General features: G+C 39.5%; 17 protein-coding genes and 1 tRNA gene. 10 read left to right on the top strand and 8 right to left on the bottom strand.

Annotated features, from left to right (window positions below; translation table 11 throughout):
- Nucleotides 1–112: 112 nt before the first annotated feature.
- Nucleotides 113–185 (bottom strand) — tRNA-His (locus tag CV014_RS16475).
- 132 nt (nucleotides 186–317) lie between these two features.
- On the opposite strand from CV014_RS16475, the gene CV014_RS16470 reads away from it, so the two are divergent.
- Together CV014_RS16470 and CV014_RS16465 are read left to right on the top strand one after the other, a co-directional pair.
- A complete protein-coding gene (locus tag CV014_RS16470) occupies nucleotides 318–701 on the top strand; it encodes a DUF4359 domain-containing protein (protein ID WP_236143014.1) in 384 nt (127 codons plus the stop codon).
- An 84-nt stretch (nucleotides 702–785) separates the two neighbouring features.
- Nucleotides 786–2162, top strand: coding sequence for a serine/threonine-protein kinase (locus CV014_RS16465; protein ID WP_236143013.1), 1377 nt, complete (start codon nucleotides 786–788; stop codon nucleotides 2160–2162).
- Here CV014_RS16465 and CV014_RS16460 read toward each other — a convergent pair.
- Nucleotides 2154–2381 carry a hypothetical protein gene (locus tag CV014_RS16460; RefSeq protein WP_236143012.1) on the bottom strand — a complete coding sequence of 76 codons (228 nt, stop codon included), beginning with the start codon at nucleotides 2379–2381 and terminating at the stop codon, nucleotides 2154–2156. The genes CV014_RS16465 and CV014_RS16460 overlap by 9 nt on opposite strands.
- A gap of 460 nt (nucleotides 2382–2841) precedes the next feature.
- On the opposite strand from CV014_RS16460, the gene CV014_RS16455 reads away from it, so the two are divergent.
- Nucleotides 2842–3114 carry a ferredoxin-thioredoxin reductase variable chain gene (locus CV014_RS16455; RefSeq protein ID WP_236143011.1) on the top strand — a complete coding sequence of 91 codons (273 nt, stop codon included), beginning with the start codon at nucleotides 2842–2844 and terminating at the stop codon, nucleotides 3112–3114.
- A 5-nt stretch (nucleotides 3115–3119) separates the two neighbouring features.
- On the opposite strand, the gene CV014_RS16450 is transcribed toward CV014_RS16455, so the two are convergent.
- Together CV014_RS16450 and devC are read right to left on the bottom strand one after the other, a co-directional pair.
- Complete coding sequence (locus tag CV014_RS16450) at nucleotides 3120–3341, bottom strand: hypothetical protein (protein ID WP_236143010.1); 222 nt, start codon at nucleotides 3339–3341, stop codon at nucleotides 3120–3122.
- A 450-nt stretch (nucleotides 3342–3791) separates the two neighbouring features.
- On the bottom strand, nucleotides 3792–4952 hold the full coding sequence (gene devC / locus CV014_RS16445; protein ID WP_236143009.1) for an ABC transporter permease DevC: 1161 nt from the start codon (nucleotides 4950–4952) through the stop codon (nucleotides 3792–3794).
- Between the two features lie 15 nt (nucleotides 4953–4967).
- Between devC and CV014_RS16440 the strand changes: the two genes are divergently transcribed.
- Nucleotides 4968–5126 carry a hypothetical protein gene (locus tag CV014_RS16440; RefSeq protein ID WP_236143008.1) on the top strand — a complete coding sequence of 53 codons (159 nt, stop codon included), beginning with the start codon at nucleotides 4968–4970 and terminating at the stop codon, nucleotides 5124–5126.
- Here the strand turns inward: CV014_RS16440 and CV014_RS16435 are convergent.
- Nucleotides 5092–6384 (bottom strand): ABC exporter membrane fusion protein, encoded by a 1293-nt coding sequence (locus CV014_RS16435; protein ID WP_236143042.1) that lies wholly within the window; start codon nucleotides 6382–6384, stop codon nucleotides 5092–5094. The genes CV014_RS16440 and CV014_RS16435 overlap by 35 nt on opposite strands.
- Before the next feature lie 77 nt (nucleotides 6385–6461).
- Complete coding sequence (locus CV014_RS16430) at nucleotides 6462–7034, bottom strand: TetR/AcrR family transcriptional regulator (protein ID WP_236143007.1); 573 nt, start codon at nucleotides 7032–7034, stop codon at nucleotides 6462–6464.
- Between the two features lie 1288 nt (nucleotides 7035–8322).
- Here CV014_RS16430 and fabF point away from each other — a divergent pair.
- Together fabF and CV014_RS16420 are read left to right on the top strand one after the other, a co-directional pair.
- The gene (fabF, locus tag CV014_RS16425) at nucleotides 8323–9579 is read left to right on the top strand and encodes a beta-ketoacyl-ACP synthase II (RefSeq protein ID WP_236143006.1); all 1257 of its coding nucleotides are present in this window, start codon (nucleotides 8323–8325) and stop codon (nucleotides 9577–9579) included.
- 211 nt (nucleotides 9580–9790) lie between these two features.
- Entirely contained in the window at nucleotides 9791–10471 is a 681-nt protein-coding gene (locus tag CV014_RS16420) for a TMEM175 family protein (RefSeq protein WP_236143005.1), read from the top strand.
- A 63-nt stretch (nucleotides 10472–10534) separates the two neighbouring features.
- On the opposite strand, the gene CV014_RS16415 is transcribed toward CV014_RS16420, so the two are convergent.
- A complete protein-coding gene (locus CV014_RS16415; RefSeq protein ID WP_236143004.1) occupies nucleotides 10535–11167 on the bottom strand; it encodes a TetR/AcrR family transcriptional regulator in 633 nt (210 codons plus the stop codon).
- 1072 nt (nucleotides 11168–12239) lie between these two features.
- On the opposite strand from CV014_RS16415, the gene CV014_RS16410 reads away from it, so the two are divergent.
- From CV014_RS16410 to CV014_RS30115, 4 genes are all read left to right on the top strand, one after another.
- Nucleotides 12240–15554, top strand: coding sequence for an AMP-binding protein (locus tag CV014_RS16410; RefSeq protein ID WP_236143003.1), 3315 nt, complete (start codon nucleotides 12240–12242; stop codon nucleotides 15552–15554).
- 187 nt (nucleotides 15555–15741) lie between these two features.
- On the top strand, nucleotides 15742–16632 hold the full coding sequence (locus tag CV014_RS16405) for a fatty acid desaturase family protein (protein WP_236143002.1): 891 nt from the start codon (nucleotides 15742–15744) through the stop codon (nucleotides 16630–16632).
- A gap of 46 nt (nucleotides 16633–16678) precedes the next feature.
- Nucleotides 16679–17806 carry a fatty acid desaturase family protein gene (locus tag CV014_RS16400; RefSeq protein WP_236143001.1) on the top strand — a complete coding sequence of 376 codons (1128 nt, stop codon included), beginning with the start codon at nucleotides 16679–16681 and terminating at the stop codon, nucleotides 17804–17806.
- Nucleotides 17807–18140: 334 nt separating this feature from the next.
- Complete coding sequence (locus tag CV014_RS30115; protein WP_268964739.1) at nucleotides 18141–20075, top strand: MFS transporter; 1935 nt, start codon at nucleotides 18141–18143, stop codon at nucleotides 20073–20075.
- A 174-nt stretch (nucleotides 20076–20249) separates the two neighbouring features.
- Here the strand turns inward: CV014_RS30115 and CV014_RS16385 are convergent, their stop codons facing one another.
- On the bottom strand, nucleotides 20250–21332 hold the full coding sequence (locus tag CV014_RS16385; protein ID WP_236143000.1) for a glycosyltransferase family 4 protein: 1083 nt from the start codon (nucleotides 21330–21332) through the stop codon (nucleotides 20250–20252).
- Between the last annotated feature and the right edge of the window lie 94 nt (nucleotides 21333–21426).

Genomic DNA, 21426 nt, shown 5'->3' with positions numbered 1-21426 from the left:
TTCGTGAATCAATAAATCATCTCTAATTCACTAAGCCTTTATAGTCTTTAGAGTGAGACTTAGATATATTTATTCTTAGTCAGATTTACTAGTAGTGATGAATTCTTATGAGGGCGAACGATGGGACTCGAACCCACGAGTGGTGGAACCACAATCCACTGCCTTAACCACTTGGCTACGCTCGCCATTGACGTTTCTGATTGTAACACTATTTTTATGAATTGATCCACCTTTTTCTATTTTTTCTCAGGAACGGACTGAATCTCTTAGCAGTCAGGGGAACTTAATCAATTTCTAGGGAGTTAAGGCCAGCGAATATGAAGCTATGGAATATTTTGGTATCTTTTGGTTCTATTGGACTTGCAGCTGTGTTGGGGTTAGTGATGGCTAATACTAATCCAAGTCAGTCGGCTTATGAAGATTATGCCGTAAAACAACTCACATCATACTTAAAAAAAGATGTCTGCAATCACACATCAAAGCTCATAGAGAAGTTAATCAATACTAACTGTGACAAATTCATAGATTCTGCTAACCCCCAGATGCGTCAACTCCTTTCACTCACCACTGAAAAGGAGGACTTAATTTTGTTTAGTATCTATCGCACGGAATTGAAAGTGAATAATTGGCTACCTGCTTATAGATTGGAGACGGTAGGTGCATTTAATAACTTCTATACTTATACAGCCGAGCAGCAATAGAGACTGGGTAATGGGAAAGTAGTTAGGTAACAGGTGAGCAAGATTTGGGAATCATAGGGGTTAAGCCCTGGAAAATTGCTTGTGATGAAACTCTGTCCTCATATTGGTTGTTTATATTCCCACAATCCTACTACAGCCGAAGTTTGTCTCCAATGCGGTAAGCAGCTTTTACTCAATCATCGTTATCATTTAATCCGACGCATTGGTCAGGGTGGCTTTGGTATCACATTTTTAGCAGTGGATGAACAACTCCCCGCCAAACCCTGGTGTGTCATTAAACAATTTCATTTCCCCTCCCAGTATGGTCGTAATTATCAGCAAGCTGTGAAATTATTTCGCCAGGAGGCTGTGCGGTTAGATGGGTTACAACATCGCCAAATTCCAAAGCTGTTGGGATACTTTGAACAGGAAAATCAACTATATCTAGTGGAAGAATGGATTCCTGGACAAACTCTCAAAGAGGAGTTGCAGCAAAATGGCGTTTTTAGAGAGCCACAAATTCAGCAACTCTTGAAAGATTTATTACCAGTGCTGCAATTTATCCATGACAAGCAAATTATTCATCGGGATATCAAGCCAGCCAATATCATCCGCCATGCAACTACAGGGGAGTTATTTTTAATTGATTTTGGCATTGCTAAACACATTACCGCTACAGCTTTACTCCAAACAGGTACTACCATCGGTTCTCCTGAATATATGTCCCCTGAACAAACCAGGGGGAAAGCATTACCAGCTAGTGATTTGTACAGTTTAGGTGTCACCTGTATTCACTTATTAACCGACATTTCCCCCTTTGATTTATTTGATGTAAGTTGCGATCGCTGGGTCTGGCGTGATTATCTTTTATCACGGAACACTATCAGCAAGCAACTAGGCGAAATTCTTGACCAAATGCTACAAAATGCTGTTTCGCAACGCTACAAATCGGCGGCTGACGTTTTACAAGTCTTGAATACCTGTCCTAGCACCTTTCAGCCGCAACAATCAGTTAACACTCTCTACTCTGAGGTAGGAGTTGACTACCATAAATTACGCGATTTATTAGCTTTCAAACAATGGTCGCTTGCAGACCAAGAAACTTGGGTGGTAATGTGTCAGGCCTTATCTAAGCCCACGGGTAGTTATTTTTTTATGAGTGATATCGCCAAATTACCCTGCGAAGACTTACAAATCATTGACCAATTGTGGCTCAAATACAGTCAAGGGCGGTTTGGTTTTAGTATCCAAAAGCAAATTTACGAGAGAGTCGAATGTGACTATGTCAGGTTTTGTGCGGCGGTAGGATGGCATTTATATAACTCGAATTCTCCTCCTAGTTGGCAATTTCCCCTTTATCAGTCGTTTCCAGAGGGGAATTTTCCCTCACGGGTGTGGGCTGGTGGGACTCAATGGTGGCGACATATAGAGGCGGTGGGGGCTAGGTTAGCAAATTGTAGATTGGCTGAATATTCACCATAGCTGGGAGTGGTGAGTAATGAGTGGTGAGTGCTGAGTAATGAGTAATGAGTAATGAGTAATGAGTAATGAGTAATGAGAATGAGTAATGAGAATGAGTAATGAGTAATGAGTAATGAGAATGAGTTGAGAAATAAATTCTACCTTGTCTACCTTGTCTACCTTTTCCCCAATCCCCAATCCCCAGTCCCCAATCCCCAGTCCCCAATCCCCAATCCCCAATCCCATACTAAGTTTTGAGTGCTGATTGTTGTAGAATTGAATTTATCGTTAAAGCGCAAATCAAGAGCAAAGTCGGTTTTTCCTGGACTGTTTGCTGTTCTATCCTCGAAAATCTACTTTTAAGGCTAGCTTAGAAGTAAATAAGTGTACTGAGGATAAAAAAGTGTTGTGGATTTTCTGCCCACAGAACTGCGGTTGAGCGATCGCTGCCGTATTTACGAGTAGCCGCAAAAGCCTGTATACAGTTCACGCTGCACTGCGATCAGCAACTAGGAAATACAGGGTTCTTCTACGTATACCTGTGAATAATATTATAAGTCTAATCAGAAATTCTGATTTTGCTGACTAATCGCCCCCAAAGCCTGCATAGGGCAGGCTTTGCTTGTATAACAGGTAAAGACGTGAAATAAAGCATCTTGTAGAGATTCGCGCCAGAGAGGTTACTGTAATTGAGTGAGGGTTGTTCGTGGAGACACTTGTGGAACAGCAAAAGCAAGGTGTAAAGGTTGATATGAAAGTAGGCGATCGCATTCGTGTTAAAGAGTCAGTGGTAGTGTACCATCATCCTGAACATCGCAGTAAAGCTTTTGATATCAAAGGCATAGAAGGCGAAATCGTGGATATTGTTACCCAATGGCAAGGTAGACCTGTAAGTGCTAACTTACCATTGTTAGTCCAAATTAGTAAAAAATTTAAAGTCCACTTACGTGAAAGTGAAGTGGAGCTAATCTAAATCCATTATGGGCGGCGAAACCACCTCAAAATATTCACTTCGCCGCGCATTTTTTCTAAATCTTGGCGATTTTGTGCCGCAGTCTTGGCATACCATTCACAATAATGCTGAAACTCTAAGCGTGTTTGCACTTCGTGATAAAACTGCTTAGTTGTTTGGTATGCAGCAAAACCTTCCTCAACTTGGGGCGGTAGTGCAGGTAAGACATGGGGGAGATTTTGGGACATGGTTTATTTACAGTGTGAGGGTCTACGGATTTAGGGAGGAACTAATAACTAGCGACATACTGCTATTATTACTCGTCTATTTTAGAGAATGTTTGAAAAGTCAAAAAGTATACTATAAACCCCTCTCCAAACCTCTCCCCGAAAGGTCGATAGGCTTTGAAACCCCCATTCCCTTGTAGGGAAGGGGAGGCTCAAGTGGTTAGGTTTTTAAGCTTTTGGTGTTAGGAATGATACTTTTTAAACATCCTCTTATACCAATTCAAAATTCAAAATTCAAAATTCAAAATTCAAAATTCAAAATTCAAAATTAAGAAAGTGAGACTCAGCTTACCTTTTAGCGTGTGTATCTGTATTAAGTTTTTTGTGAATTGGTATTAGAGAATGTTTGAAAAGTGTTTCGGTCAACATATTTTTTGGGTAACTATTGACTATTGACTGTTGACTATTGACTTAAAACACATCTGCTGGGTCAGCAGAACGTAATTTCCGCATAGCGATCGCACCCGAAACACTACACATGATAATGGTGAGAATAAATACATTAATTGCTCGATCCAATTTCATGGCAATGGGTAACATGGTTGCCGCAAAGGTGATTTGATATAGTCCAAAGGAAAGTAAATAGGCAGGAAGATATCCAAAGATAGCTAATAATAAAGCCTCTTGTAATAGGGCGAGGAGTAAATAGCCGTCAGTATAACCCATCGCTTTCAAGGTAGCGTATTCGGGTAAGTGGTCAGATACGTCTGAATAAAGAATCTGATACACAATCACAATCCCAACAATAAAACCTACTCCCACACCTAAGCCGAAAATAAAACCAATCCCTGTACCATTAGCCCAATATTCTTTTTCAATTTCAGCAAAGCCTTCTGGTGTCAGAACTTTGACATCATTGGGTAAACCTGCGGCTAATTGCGATCGCACTTTATCGGGATCTGCACCAGGTTTTAAAGTAATTAACCCTACTTCTATCCTGTCGGCTTTCCGTTCGGGAAATAGTCTTAAAAATGTAGAATCACTGGTGATAACATTACCATCAGCCGCGAAGGATGCACCATTACTAAATACACCTTTGACATCAACAGCGATATTATTCAATTCCGTGAGGAACTTGCCTTCTTTTTGAAAAATTTCGCCAACTGCGCCATATTCTGGACGACCTGCTTGGTCAAATAAAACCTGATTTAGCGGTTTGAGTAAAGTGATATTTTTTTTGACTTCGGGAAACTTAAACGTAGGTGTAGTTGGATCAATACCCCAAACTAAAATAGCCCTATCTTGTCGTGTTTCGGGATTCCGCCATTGTCCAGTATTAATATATAAAGGACTAACTGATTGTACGCCTTCATAACCTAGTGTTTGATATAGTCGTTCTCTAGAAAAACTTTTGACGGAAAATAATGTTTGAAATTGGGGATTAATTAACACCAAATCAGCCTGTAAATTCCGGTGGGGTTGTATAGCCGCATCAAACAGCGCGCTTTCAAATCCCAACTGAATAAACATCAGCATATCAGCAAAGGTAATACCCGCCACTGCGATCGCCAGGCGCGTTTTTTCCTTCATTAATTGCCGCCAAGCAAGCGGCGTTTTACGCAACATTTTCATATTGGGGATTGGGGATTGGGGATTGGGGAGGCAGGGGGAGCAGGGGGAGCAGGGGAAGCAGGGGGAGCAGGGGAAGAAAAACTTCACTCATTACTCATTACTTATTACTCAGCACTCAGCACTCAGCACTCAGCACTCTTTACAACTCAATTGCTGTTTGTACTTGTAAGTTAGTTAAACCTGCAACTTTTTTACTGTCTTCTGGAGTCAGACGAATTTTGACTTCTACAACTCGGCTGTCAAGGTTTTCTCCTGGTTGGTTGCTAAAGACATTTTGGCGGTTGACTTGTAAGCCAATGTGAGAGACTTCGCCGCGTAGTTCTCCGGTAAAGGCTTGTCCGGTAATAATTGCGGGTTGTCCTAGTTTGATTTTGCCAATATCAGATTGATAAACTTCTGCAACTGTAATCATTTGGGCGGTTTGGGCTAAGTCTGCAATGCCGTTATCGCCAATTTTTTCACCGACTCGGTTATGAATTTTGAGAATTTGACCAGCCATTGGGGCTGTAATATAAGCTGCTTCTAGTTCTGTGACGGCGCGTCTGAGTGCAGCGCGCGCATCTTCTACTTCTGCTTGTGCTGTTTGCACATCTACAGGGCGGACTTCGGCAATACTGGTTAATGTGGCTTTGGCTTCGCTGACTTCCTTCCTACTGGTGGCGTTAATTCGGTTGAGTGCAACTGTGGCTTCGGATAGTTGTTTGCTGGCGGTGGCGTTAATCCGATTCAGCACTGCTTTGGCTTCGTCTAGTTGCTGTTTGGCGGTTTCTAAACTCAAGCGTTTACTATCAATGGCTGAACTGGAAATTGCGCCTTCGGAATATAGCTGTTGATAACGCTGATATTCTGCGCTGGCGTTATTTAATTCTGCTTCGAGTTTTCTAATGGTGGCTACTTGGGCGATTCTATCTCCTTGCCATTGTGCCTCTATTCGAGCGATGCTTTCTCTTTGTTCTATGATGTTTCCGAGAGATTGGGCTTGTAGGCGTTCAACACTGGCTTTTTGTGCCAGAATATCACCGCTTTTTGCCCCAGCTTTGACTTGATTGAGTTTGGCTTGGGCGACTCTGACTTGTTTTTCTGCTTGTAATACTGCTGTTTTTAAACGTGCATGGGAATCTAATACGGCGATGGTTTGTCCTGCTTGGACTCTGTCTCCTTCTTCTACTCTGATTTCGGCAATGCGATCGCCATCTAATACTAAAGGTGCGGATAGTTTAATAACTTCTGTTTCTGGTTCTAGTCTGCCTAGTGCTGTAATTTTGGGTGTGCTTTGTTCTGTTGGGACTGTGCTATCTGTTGCTACTGTTTTTCCTATTTGTCCAAACTGAGACACTCCATAAACAATAATGCCTGTAGTTATAGCTGTCGCTGCTATTACTAACGTAGTCAATCCTTTATTGATTGTTTTTGATAATAATTTTTGACTCATATAACCTCTAGCAATACAACTGAATGTATCTATATCTTTAAGAGAATCAATCTCAAAATATTTTATCGATGCCAATTTTATTCCATCTGTCCCAAATAGACCGTGAGCATTTTGCCCAGTAAGGTACATTGCTCAACAAAATCAATTGTTTGGTTACACCATAGCCTTTCTAAAATTAAGCCGTTGACTAAGCTCAACACAAAAGAAGCTAAAGCCTTATCATGTATACCTAATAATTCCAATACTACCTGCTGGTAGTTTTGATGAACTCGGTTTAATGCACTATTACTTCCTAAGTCATCTATGTCTTGATACTGACAAAAATTTACCCAAATATATAGCCATTTGATAAAGTAGTCTTCGTTTCTGACTAAATATCTACCCAAAGATATCATTTTATTTTCCAATTTTTCTGAGTTATTTATTTCAGCTAATAATTTACCCATATCTTGTTGACTAATGTCTTCTACTAACTGCTCAAACAAAGCCTGCTTACTAGGAAAATAGTGATAAAGCGTGCCTGTAGACACCTGTAAACTTTGAGCAATTTCTCTGATTGTAATTGAACCATAGCCTTTCGTAGCAAATAAGTCAAAGCACTTACAAAGAAGTTCTTTACGGTACTCGTCATGATCAACAACTTTGGGCATATTTTTTTATATCGAACGGTCGTTATTTTTAATAATACATTTAGGTCTGTTTTTAAATGGTTCATAAAAACACTAGTTAAATTTGGATTTAGATTAAATCATTGCGTTAACTTTTACTACTATTGATAAAAGCCAACCCTGTCTAACTACAAGATGATTTTAATATCTGGTATGACTGAGTTTAGGAATGATCACAAATTGACAAAAATTTTCCTCCCGCCTACCCTGTAACCCTTGCTATCGCTACCTTCCTCATTGCAACCGTTAATTCAGTAACACCGAAAATCTTAGTGTGTAGCTACTTTGACAATGAGTGGCTGTTAAGTGTCATATTGAAAAATTAGGACATGAAAACAACGGTAATCTCATGATTTTAACTGTTGAGTAACGTTGTTTTAAAAACATCTATGGCTTTACTTTACTTGTAAAGATACATCAACCACCCTAATTGGTGGATTAAACCAACAATACAGTATTAAATCTCACACTAATAAATCCAGGGTATGAAACTAGTTCTATGTTTTTTACTCTCCCTAAATAAATTTAGTTGCCTGTGTGCTTGTTTTTTAGTTTTAGAAAGGTGTTCAACAAGAAACTTGAAGAATTTAATATTTTCTCAAGGTTTACGACTTTCAATATATGACGGACTATTGCACCTGTCAAGATAAATTTTTCGCTTGATAATGTAGAACGGCGTAAATATTTGTAGTTGGTATAAGGCAGGAAGCAGGGTTCAGAAGGGAAGAGGGTTTTAACCTAGTTTACCTTTTTTAGATATGGTTGCGTTTTTCCCACCGACTTACTGACTTAGTTAAATTTAAACTAAATTTAAAAAAAGAATAAATTTTTGCTTAACCAAATTGTGATAAGTTCATTTTCAGTGATTCTGACTAGGCAAAATTAGCGAAACATCAACAGCACTAACACCAAAGCTACTGAGTAGCTATCATGAACTGCGTACACCAGAAAACATGAAAAAGTCTTTCTTTTACACCCCTATACCCTTATACCCCTAAACCCCTTTTTCAAGTCAGAACGGTGTAGATAATTCAAGGTTTGTAGTGTACCCCTCTGGGGAAGCAAGCTACGCGCAAGCGTCTCGTAGAGAGGACGGAAGTCCTTACTAAGAACTAGATACCAATCTTTTTACATTACTTCACTATAGTTTGGTTTTTTCAAGTCGTTCTACTTAAACTCGCCAGTAAGGATTTAAGTTCAAGCTCCTAATTTAGTTATTGTCTGGCATGGTAGATGAAATTTACGATAGCGCATCAAAGAGATGATAATTATGACAAATTTGCATTTAAAACGTGTAGTAGTGACAGGTTTAGGAGCAATTACACCTGTAGGAAATAGCGTAGCAGAATATTGGCAGGGACTATTACAAGGTCGTAGCGGTGTTGGGCCGATTACAGCCTTTGATGCTTCAAAACATGACTGTCGAATTGCCGCAGAAGTCAAAGATTTTGACCCATGTGATTATTTAGACCGCAAGGATGCTAAACGTATGGATCGCTTTGCCCATTTTGCGGTCTGTGCCAGTTTACAAGCGATCGCAGATGCTAAATTTACAATCAGTGAGTTAAATGCTCCTTTAGTTGGCGTAGTTATTGGAAACGGTTGTGGAAGCATTCATGTTTTAGAAACGCAACAAGAAATTTATCTCACCAAGGGCCCAGACCGATGTAGTCCGTTTTTAATCCCAATGTTCATTGCCAATATGGCTGCTGGATTAACAGCGATTCATACAGGAGCAAAAGGGCCTAACTCTTGTACTGTTACAGCTTGTGCTGCGGGGGCGAATGCTGTAGGAGAGGCTTTTCGTTTAGTCCAGCAAGGTTATGCACAAGCAATGATTTGCGGTGGTACAGAAGCCCCCATTACACCTTTATTAGTAGCTGGGTTTTCTGCGGCCAAAGCTTTATCAACCCGTAATGCAGAACCTACTCGCGCGTCTCGTCCTTTTACCCCTGATCGTGATGGCTTCGTCATGGGAGAAGGTGCTGGCATTTTATTGCTAGAAGAACTAGAACACGCCAAAAGCCGTGGAGCTAAAATCTATGCAGAAATAGTTGGCTATGGAATGACTTGTGATGCTTACCATATGACATCACCTATTCCGGGGGGGATAGGAGCTGCTAGAGCTATGGAGCTAGCAATCAAAGATGCTGGTTTATTTACCGATCAAATCAACTACATCAATGCTCATGGTACTAGTACATCAGCTAATGATCTCAATGAAACCTTAGCCATCAAAAAAGCACTAGGAAAACACGCTTACAATGTCAGTATCAGTTCCACAAAATCTATGACTGGTCATCTTTTGGGCGGTTCTGGGGGTATTGAAGCTGTGGCCACAGTCTTGACAGTCGCTAACGATGAAATTCCTCCCACCATCAATTTAGACTCTCCCGATCCAGAGTGTGATTTAGATTATGTTCCCCACCATAGTCGAAAACAACAGGTAGACTTAGCCATTTCTAATTCTTTTGGTTTTGGTGGTCATAATGTGAGCCTAGCTTTTAAAAAATTTGTAGAATCTTAATTAAGGTACAAACAAACAAAAGTCCGTCAAGAAAAGAAAAGTAAGAGGATGTTTGAAAAGTCCTTAATGATGAATCAAATACTTTCAGATCCTCCTAAATTATTCTTTTGAATAAAAGTTAGGAGGGTTTACTATTGAAATTCCTGCTACTCTAAGAGAGTAGAAAGCCAGGACTATTTTGCTTTTGCTATAGATAATCAAAGAAACTTCTATGAATAACGCTCAAGACAAGAATTCCGATCAAAAAGAGGCTATTACTCATTTGGGCAGAGTAGCTGATATCATTTTCGCACTGGCTATGGCACAGTGTTTCTTAGCTCTTGATTTTCCCGCAAAGCTTCAGCGTCCCACAAATTCAGAAGTTATCGCATTTTTACTAGCACAGATTACACCACTCACCAGCTACGCGATCGCATTTGTGATTGTGGGTTTTTATTGGCTCGATCATATTAAACAATTCAAATATTATAAAAAATCAGACACTATTCATATCTCACTTTACCTACTCTATCTCATGGGGATGTTTCTCATTCCTTACTCTGATACTTTAGTAATTTATTTTCCTGACAACGCGATCGTTAAAATATGTTTTAGTATTAACACCACTTTCATCGGGTTAATGTCTTTTTTAAATTGGACTTATGCGACTCATAAACACCGACTGATTTTTGATGAAGTTAGTAGTAAAACTATCATTACAACACGCTGGAGAATCTTAATAGAGCCTATTTTCTCCTTATTGACGATAGGAGTTGCAATTTTAGATCAAAATTGGTGGGAATATGTTTGGTTCTTACTACCAATTCCTTACCTATGGGTTGAGCATATTTTTGGTAAGGGTTATATTGAAAGCTATGAACAAGAGAAAAATTATGCTGAAAAAGAAGTGTAGACTTCCTAAAACCACTCAGCAAATTCAGCTGATTTTCGCCATCAATAGTAATTCCTAAATCTATTAAATTTGGTAAGTTTTTAAATACGCTGTAATCAATGTTTTAGTCTCTGCTAAGACTTGTTCGCGGAACTCTTGATTACGGGTGAGAGAAAGCCACAGTAGTTCGTTAACAATTTTCACAATTGTTGTGGCAATTAATTCACACTTTGCATCGTCTAAAGCTGGACTGCGCCGTTTCAAAAAATTAGCGAGTTCTTGAAGAATCTGTGCATCGTAATTATTTAAAGTGCTGATATCAGCAGCTATCATCAAATCAATCAATTGTTCTAGTACAGCTCGATAGCCAGGATGATCAGTAGCAAACTGGTCAAAAGCGCAAACCATACGATCAACATAAACTTCGATGGGAGCGTCAGCTAATTCAGCGTGAAGTTGTACAAACAGTTGGTATTCCTTTTCAAAGTAGCGATTTGCCCAAGCTTTTAAGATTGCTTCTTTATCAGGAAAGAACTGATAGAGAGACCCCACGGGAACCTCTGCGCGAGCCGCGATCGCTCTGGTTGTAGTTTGGTCATAGCCTAATTCAATAAATAACTCTTCTGCAACACCGAGAATGTTGTGGACACGCTCTTGGCTGCGTGCTTGTTTTGGCTGTCGTTGTTTTTTCGCAGACTTTTCCAGACGATTTGTCATGATTAAAAATAATCCTTGCAAAAAATGAATACTGTTCATATTATGGATATATGAACACTGTTCATATCTTATGCTAATTCCATATAATGGAGGTAATTTTATGGAGTTTATGAATCGGGCGATCGCGGAATTACGCCTTGTCCCTGATTTTTACTAAACCTTAACTAAAGGATCAATCTTTCTTAGTTGAATTTTTACGTAGAAACTTTATGATTTCTTCAAGTGTGCTTCAATAAACATTGATCAAGCAAAAACCCCTGTGTCAGTCAACTTTTAGATTTGCAAGAAAAACACTAGTATCTGGAGGGTGGTTGCTGTTGCTAAAGCCGAAGATTTTCCCAAGTCAAGATATCTAGTAGCACATAATGACCACTGCTTACACGAATAGTATTTCTGTCTCGCCTTGTTTAGAGATTTAAGGCTGCTGCTGCTGTTCAGTCTTTTACACAGTCAAATGTTCAAACCGTCTAGCTGCCAATAACTGCTCGTAAATACTATTTCTACTTTCTGCAATAATCATGATTGAGATTGTGTAAGAGAAATTACAACATTCTTCTTGGTCTTTGCATTCAAAAATAGACAATATAACTGCTGCTAGCGTCATTAAGTTTACACTGTGAGTTAGCAAACGAGATGTGCTGGAGTTACTTAAAAAGTAAAATTAAAAACCTGCTGTTCTTAGATAGGTGTGAACTCACATAGCCTTTCCAGAATTTGTTCTAAATTCCAGCAATGAGTGATGCTAGTTCATAGAGAGATGGCACAAACATAAGTCAAAACCGCAGTGAAGTTTTAGATGTGAATGTGATTGTGCAGTAGTGGTAGATAAGCCAATCCCTCAATTGGCTCATCTACATAGTCAGAATATCAGACACTTCCCAAAAAGGTGACAAAAATCCTGTGCATTCAGGATAGGTAACTCATGTCCGGATATGTTTACTGAATAGATATTTTCTTGACACCCATGCACTCGTTTGCCCTAATTCTTCAGTATTGGTGCTTGACAAGTGTGCTATTTCTTCACGAACTGACTTCTACAATATCCAACTACTGTGATTGAGGACTTTGTTAGATGATCCAGTCTCAAAACTTTCATAGCTTGACTGATGTCCTGACTCACTGGGCTAAGGTACAGCCAGAACGTAGGGCTTATACAATGCTTGATGCTAACGGTCAAGAAGATAGCTACATTACCTACGGGGATTTATATTCCAAAGCTATTAGCATAGCCCAAGAGTTGTTATCTTACCGACTGCAATCACGTAATGTCATTCTGCTTTATCCGCCTGGAATCGAATTTATCGTAGGATTCTTTGGTTGCCTGTATGCGGGTGTATCTCCTGCGCCTCTTCATGCGCCAAAGCGCAATCGTTCTAACAAAAAAATTGCAGATATCGTTCGTGTCACAGAGGCTTCAGCAATCTTACTTCCTATTACACATCAACAAGTTTATCAAGAAGCTTTGATGAAGGAAGAAAACTGGTCTAAGGACGTGATCTATATTCCGACGGATATAAATATTGAGCCATCGATTTCCACACACTTACCTTTACCAGAAATTGATGGATCAGCGATCGCCTTCTTGCAGTTTACCTCTGGCTCAACATCACTACCCAAAGGGGTGATGATTACACATTCAAATTGTCTCAATAACCTAGAGATGATTTTGACGATGAGTCAGGCCAACTCTGATTCTACTTCTGTATCTTGGTTGCCACATTATCACGACCTGGGTTTAGTTGCCCACATATTGCATAGCCTTTACAGTGGTGGTCACTGCGTACTACTTGCCCCAGCCACGTTTGCTTCTCAACCCATACAATGGCTACGTGCCATTACTCAATATCGCGCTGCATATACAGGCGCACCAAACTTTGCCTATCAACTTTGTGTTGATAAAATCCAGCCCAGCGACCAGCAGACCCTTGATTTATCCTCGCTGCGGATGGCAATTAACGCCGCCGAACCAATCAATCCGCAAACTATATGGGATTTTTGTGAAAAGTTTGCTGATCAAGGATTCAAACCACATATGTTGCTTCCTGCTTATGGTATGGCAGAGGCAACAGTTTACATTTCTTCTGGACACGTTGATGCCAACCCGGTCTTTAAGGCAGTTGACTGGACAATACTAGGTCAGGACAACATAGTTCAAGCACCAAAAGAGGGTGCTAAAGAAAAGATTTTTGTTGGCTGTGGTTTCCCTTGGTTAGATCAAAGGGCTTATATTGTTGACCCCGATAAAAACTGTATATTACCTGCAAATCATGTTGGAGAAATTTGGACAACAGGCTCTAACATCATGGCGGGTTACTACAACAATCCAGAAGCAACAGCTAAAACCCTTGTTTCCCTACCAAATGATGATCGGACTTTCCTACGTACCGGCGATCTAGGTTTCATTGACGAAACTGGCGAACTATACATTACAGGACGAATCAAAGACACCATTATCGTCAATGGTGTTAATTACTATCCACAAGACATTGAACTTTGTATTGAACAAGCACATCCTGATATTCGCTCTAACTGTGTTGCCGCCTTTAGCGTCCCAGGAGAATCTGGAGAAGAGCTAGTAATTTTTGCCGAATTGACAAAAGCTGGAATAATCAACCTGCGCCGCTCTGCATATTTAGAAGAATTAGCTGAAGCCATTTGTTTAGCTCTTGGAGATAACTTTGAAATTCAGTTACGTCAAATAGTGTTTTTAGGGCATTTGCAAATCCCCAAAACATCTAGTGGCAAAATTCGCAGACAGCAATGTAAACAGGACTTTCTTCAAGGTGGGCCTGATGCTATAGCCAGATGGCCTAAAGAAGAATCTACAACACAATCACAAGGAGAGATAAGTATGTTGAATATTGAAAAAACATTTGAACGTATTACATCTATGGGGCCAATGCACCTCAAGGTCTTTACTAGCCTCATACAGATTCTCACCAAAAAATATCAGGTGCGGATGGCTGATTTTGATGTAGAAAAGTCAATCTTTTTCTATGGGATTGATTCTTTGAAAATCATCGAAATTCATAGCATCCTGGAAGGAGAACTAGCTTGTCAAATTCCTACAGAAGCATTTTTCTACGCAAATACCTTCTTGGGAATGATTGATGATATTGCTCGTGCCATCTCTAGTGAAGATGGACTCAAAGTTCGGTTGACCCATAGCCGACCTTTAAATATTGAAATAGACAACGCCTTAGAATACCTACTCCGTCCTCGTAACAACCAAATCAGTGCTAGCCAGAGCCATCAAACTAACACTTGCTTACTTACTGGAGCATCGGGTTTTGTAGGGACTTATTTTCTTAAGGAATTACTCGATACAACCGATCTCAAAATAGCCTGTTTAGTTCGTGCAGCCAATGAGGAAGCAGGTCTTCAACGTATCAAGAAAACAGCTAAGAAGTTTGATGTTAAGCTCATACCAGGATGGGAGAACCGCGTACAAATCATTATCGGTGATATGTCTAAGAAGCGGTTTGGATTAGAAGATAGCCGCTATGAGGAATTAGCGCAAACCATTGACAGTGTATATCATGTAGCGGCTGTAGATAATTTCTATCTCCCATACGACATCATCAAGAACACCAATGTTGTTGGCACTATTGAAGTAGCTGACTTTGCTCTATCGGGAAAAGTCAAAGCTCTTTATAATGTGTCAAGTTGTGCCTCTTCCTTGTTAGAAGATTGCGCCGACAGTCCGATTCCTATCGGTCTAGTCAATGGTTATGCACAAACTAAATATGTCACAGAGCAGATCGTATTGCGTATAGCAGAACAGGGAAATCCTTGGGTTAACTATCGCCTGGGCTATCTATATACTCTTCGAGTGGCAAATGTCGATAAAAACACTCCTTTGAACAAACTCTTTGAATTGATTGAAAAGGCCTATAGCAATATAAGCGATGACTTTTTTATCGATGAAGATGCCTTTGAAAATTTCCTATGTGCTATTGCTCACATAGGTTGCATACCTGATATGGATGCTGATTTCGATTTGATGTCTGTTGAATATGCTGCTAAGGCAATCGTATCTACATCCTTACTGCCTGTTGATGCCAGAAAGAACAATTATACTTTCTACAATCCACTCCCCTTAAGTTGGTCTGATGTCATTGGCTACTTTAAACAACAGGATCAGAAAATCGAGGTTGTACCCATCAGAACTTTCGTTGAAAAGTATGAAGTATATGTCCGCAATACTAACAAGAAGGGCATGAAACTGTTGAAATCTGTGGTATCACCTGAGTTGGAATACCAATTTAATAGAATGTTCCGCAATATCAATACAGATGTTGCTGATGATTATTTACAGTGGTGTCCACCATGTGACCAACAGTTTACTCATCAATATGTAGATTTTGTTTTGAGTAGTGTGGAATAAATCCTTTTGTAACCTGTTGTAAATTTAGTTGGTTGCTAGCAAGGAATAGTAGTTTTCCAAACAATTGGCAGGTAAATAAAATAACAATTTTTACCACCATAACTTTTACCTTGCTGCAATCATCAATGAATGTGTTATTTTTTGAAAAAAATTAGATGCTTTGCATAAATTTTGCAAAGTTAAGATTATGATGCAGAACAAACCGATTGATTTTATTGAACGTAACAATATTAAATCACTGCTAGCATTGCTCAGGGACTGGATAGCAATTTTATTAATTATCGCATTTAGTATTTGGTCAGATAACATTGTGGTTTATTTAGTTTCTATATGGATAATTGGTTTATTTCAGTTTGCCCTCGGAGAAGCAATGCTACATGAAGCTGTTCATGACAATTTATTTACTGAAAAGTCGTGGCATGAGAAGCTAGAATTTATATATGGCTTACCTTTTCTCAGAACTATTCATTATTATCGTAAACACCACTTTGATCATCACAAATATTTATGGTCGGAAGGTGATTACGTACCTGAAGATTACGAAATATTGGGGTTAAATAAACAAAATAAGAATGTATTTTTTATTATGTTTATTAAGCCATTCTTCGGGCTATCTTTATATTATTTCTTGGTGGAGGTACTATACCCCTTTATACAAGATATCTGGACATTTAATTCTCTAAAGACCAGTTATAAACGGTATCTATTCTGGATAATAGTCATTCTCGGATTTTCTTGGTCAGGTCATTTAGATATTTTGTTTCTTTACTGGTTTGTCCCGTTATCATGGTGTTTTTCTTCTTATTCAATCTTTTCAGAAGTTCAACAACATTTTAATACTTATTCAGGTACTAGATCCCTAGTAAATCCTTTTTATGATTTTTTATTTCATAATGGAGGTTATCACTATGTCCATCACTTATGCCCTACAATTCCCTGGTATAAGTTAGCAGAAGCACATCAAGCTTTGTGTGCTGATAATCCCGATATTTCACATGGAATAATAGATACATACAGGCAATTACTACGTAAACCTCAAGATGGGATAGTAACTCAAATCATAGTCGAAAGAGGTTAGTGAAACTAAGTCTAATAGTAAGAGATTCATTAGCAAATTAAGAAAGATGATAAACAATCAACAGACAACACAACAAGTAATCGAAACTTCAGCAAAAGAGCCTATGAAAATGCTGAAGTTTGGTAAGAGTAGTGGGTTTCAAATGGAGTTAACACGACGAGTTAATGAATTGATTCAAACCACTGGTTTACGGGAAAGAGACTGTCCACAAATGTACATCAAGGCGGTTATTCTACTGCTAAGTTTTTTAATTGTGTATGTATCCTTGGTTTTTTTAGCAAAAACCTGGTGGGTGGTTTTATCCTTAAGTATTTTGCTGGGAATGGTGATGGCCGGAATTGGTTTCAACATTCAGCATGATGGTTCACATAGTGCTTACTCTAGTTATCCTTGGGTTAACAAGCTGATGGCTGCAACTCTAGAGTTAATAGGTTTTAGTTCCTATTATTGGTTGTGGGGACACACTGTACTTCATCATAAATATGTCAATATTACAGGTTATGATACTGACTTTGACTTTGGTATTTTGACACGAAAGACTCCCTTTCAATCATGGTTTGCACATCATCGCTGGCAACATTATTACACTTGGTTCTTGTATGGAATAGATCCAATCCATTGGCATTTTGTCAGTGATTTTGAAAGTTTTTTCACAGAAAAATTCTATGATCGCCATTATCCTAGACCCAAAGGTGTGAATCTAGTCATCTTTTTAGTTGGTAAGGGCATCTTTTTTACTCTTGCTTTCGGAATTCCTTTAATTTTTCATTCACTTTGGACTGTGCTTGCGTGTTATTTAATCACATCATTCACGTTAGGTATAGTTTTGAATGTAGTATTTCTATACGCACATGAAGTGGAAGAAGCTACATTTCCCATGCCTTTTGAAGATACTGGTATGATTGAAAATGACTGGGCAATCCATCAGATTGAAACTACCGTTAACTTCCCTTGCAATCCTGTACTCACCTGGTTCTTGGGTGGACTTAATTATCAAATCGAACATCATCTGTTTCCCAACATTTGTCATGTCAATTACCCTGCTATTTCCAAGGTAGTTGAAGAAACCTGCCAGGAATTTGGAGTAAAATACAATAAGCACCAATCCATCTGGGCTGGACTCAGATCACATTTTCGTTGGATGCGTCAAATGGGTATGGTGCATACAATGTAAATTTGTCACTTCATCTTTGCAGAATAATTTTAAGTGATGGAGCAAAATTAATTATACTTACTGAAGGAAAAGTTAGTAGGAAAATATTACATCTTTGTCTGTGGCAAGGAAATAAAAGCTACACATGAGAAGAAATAGTGGCTGATCCTGGAATTTTGTATAATTAACTAGCTGTGTCTAATTACTTAAATAGGTTTGTAAGATGGGCATCTTGCTGCTGATATTTGGGATTAGCAAGATGCCCACTCTAAAGTGATAAATTATAAAACGGCAATGGCATTGTCCGTGTTGCTGTACATGGCTGAATCCAAAGATTTACTGTGGTAAGGAGTGTATGCTGCGATCGCCGTTATATTACCCTAACTTTCGCTGGCTGTGGTTAGGACAAACTCTAATTTTGTGTGCTGCTCAATTTTGGTTTGTCTCGCTGACATGGCTGGTACTTCAAAAAACGGGTTCAGGATTGGCTGTTGGTACTGTATTAGTAGCTGCGGCAATTCCCCGTGCATTATTTATGTTAGTAGGAGGCGCAATCAGCGATCGCTGGTCAACACGAAATGTTGCTACCATCGCATCTGGAATTAATACTATTTTGATTGGATTGGCTACTGCTTTATTAGTATTTGATGCAGTCAAACTCATATATTTAATTGTGTTAGCGGTTTTGTTTGGATTGTTGGAAGCTATTTTATATCCAGCAATCCTCGCTTTATTACCTCGATTAATCAGAAAATCCCAATTGGCAGAAGCGAATGCTTGGATACAGGGAAGTGAACAGTTTACTGAAGTTATTGGCCCTGCTGGTGCAGGGTTCATCATTGGTGCATTTGGATTAAACATAGCCTTTGCCATCAATACACTCATATTTGCGTTTGGTAGTTTGTTTATCTATCTAGTACGGACTCGTCGTCGCTCACCTGTAGCAGTGAAACTAGAGGAACAAGCTTTAACAGGTGATATTGTTATAGGTTTAAAATATGCCTGGACACAGCCTGCAATCCGCATTAGTCTGTTACTTCTAGCAATGATTAATTTTGCGATGTTAGGGCCAATCATTATTGGTGTAGCAGCCTTAGTCAATGCAAGATTTGGAGGTGATGCCACAACATTTGGTTATCTGCAATCTGCCTACGGTATAGGTGCAGTCATTGGTGTTTTAGTTGCGAGTCAACTAAGTGCAATTAAGAGTCCCAAAACTCCCCTTGTTTTGCTATGTTATGGTCTGGGTGCAGGACTAATAGCACTGGCATTTGAGCAAGATATTTGGAGAGCATTCGGAATAATTGCCTTGATGGGGGTAGGAGGTGGGACTGTAACTGTAATGGGTATCACTTGGTTACAACAGAATACAGCTGCAAATATGCAGGGACGGATTATGGGTCTGACAATGTTTGCGGCTGTAGCTCTTGATCCCCTATCTGAAGGCGTTTCTGGGGCATTAATGGATGTGAGCTTACCTGGATTATTCATCTCGGCTGGAATTTTGATGTTGCTTACTGCCGTAGTTTCTTCGCTCAGTAAAACTCCTGAAGATGAACCAGCCATTACCTATTCCTCAGATTTGGATGCAAAACCAGTGATTGCCGTCAAGAACCTGAATCACTACTTTGGTTCAGGTGGACTACGCAAACAAGTATTATTTGATATCAATTTAGAGATTTACGCCGGTGAAATTGTGATTATGACAGGCCCTTCTGGCTCTGGTAAAACAACCCTTTTAACTTTAATGGGTGGCTTGCGTTCAGCTCAAGAAGGTAGTCTAAAAATTTTAGGTCAGGAAATTTGTGGTGCCAACAAAAAACAATTAACTCAATTGCGCCGCCAGATAGGTTATATTTTCCAGGCGCATAACCTCATGACATTTTTAACTGCTCAAGAAAACGTGCGAATGTCTTTAGAATTGCACGATCAGTATCTGGATACGGATCTCAACAGTAAAGCGATCGCTATGCTAGAGAGTGTTGGTTTAAAAGAACGTGTCAACTACTATGCGGAAAATCTTTCCGGTGGACAGAAACAACGTGTAGCGATCGCTCGTGCTTTAGTCAGTCATCCTAAAATTGTCTTAGCTGATGAACCTACTGCTGCACTCGATAAAAAATCTGGACGTGATGTTGTCGAATTAATGCAAAAGCTTGCCAAAGAACAAGGTTGTACCATTTTGCTTGTTACCCACGACAACCGTATTTTAGATATTGCTGACCGCATTATTTATATGGAAGATGGGCAACTTAAAAGTAATCAAGTTGATATGGCACATTACAGGTAACTAAGTTGACGTTGATTCTTTGCTACCGTCGTGCTAACGGGTTCGGGAGTTCGCAATCGACGGGAATTCCTCAGACTGCGACTTCCTCACCGACTCCACGATGAACTACGCAAAATCAAGGTTTTTCACCCTGTGAACAACCTTTGCTTAAATTTGCCGATTTTTGTCAGCATTTCAAAGTATCTTACTTAATTGATTTTGGATTCTCATCTCGCTATATACGGCTAAAGTTTCTTTATTGACTCGTCCTGCACTCAACCATTCTAAATTTTGTTGTGCTTGCTCTTTCCAATCAGACAATTCACGAGGATTACTTAGTAATTCTGCTAAAGCTGTGGCTAGAGATTGACTATCTTTGGGTGGGACTAAGATACCCGCTTTGCCATTGTCTAAAGCTTCAGGAATACCATCTACATTAGTAGCCACAATTGCACAACCTGCTTCTCTGGCTTCTGGAATCACCAATGGGGAGGGGTCGCGATGGGAGGCGAGAACAAAGATATCAGCTGCTAATAGATAACGTTGCGGTTCTGGCTGAAAACCTTCAAAATGAATGCGATCGCTAACAGCAGTTTTTTGGGCTTTTTGTGTAAAAGCTTCCCTATCTGGGCCATTTCCCACTAAGTAAAGATGTACTTGGGGAAATTCTGGAGCTATTTGTGCGAAAGCATCGATTAACTCACTAATGCCTTTGCGTTGATACATTCCTGCCACAGTGGCGATCGCTGGATGTTGTAATTTTACAGGTTGATACTCTTGAATATTACGAGTGCGAACACTGCCCAATGTCCCATTCGATATTACCCGCAATTTATGCCCAGGAATTCCCCGTCGCACCATTGATTGACAGACGGCTTTGCTCACAGCAATAACCCGATCTGCTAAACCCATGAGTATGGCACTGCGTTGAAATTCATTGTGGACTGTAGAAACTAAAGCATAGTCAGAATTAGCTTTAAGAAGTTTGCCTAACACCACCCCCGTCATCATATGAGCGTGAACGATATCTGGCTGAAAATCCTTGATAATGGCTCGATACCGTCTAACAGCCGGAATTAAATTCATCGGTGTTCTAGCTTGATCTAAAAGAAAATGCTTTACACCATAACTAGCTAATAATTTTTCATATTCTCCACCGACAGATGCAACAGCCACATCATGACCGTTTTTAGCTTGCAGACAAGCCAAGTCTACAGCTACATTGACGATGCCGTTACCAATTTCTCGGATATGATTCAAGATATGTAGTACACGCATTGACTTTTCAATATTGAGTTCAAATTTCAATCATTTTGAAAATTGGTCATGGGGAATGGGCATTGGGCATTGGGCATTGGGCATTGGGCATTGG

Origin of the sequence: Nostoc sp. CMAA1605 (assembly GCF_021596505.1) — a bacterium.
Classification (GTDB): Bacteria; Cyanobacteriota; Cyanobacteriia; order Cyanobacteriales; family Nostocaceae; genus Trichormus.
The sequence above is the reverse complement of the archived record's forward strand: the minus strand, read 5'-3'. Positions and strand labels throughout refer to the sequence as shown.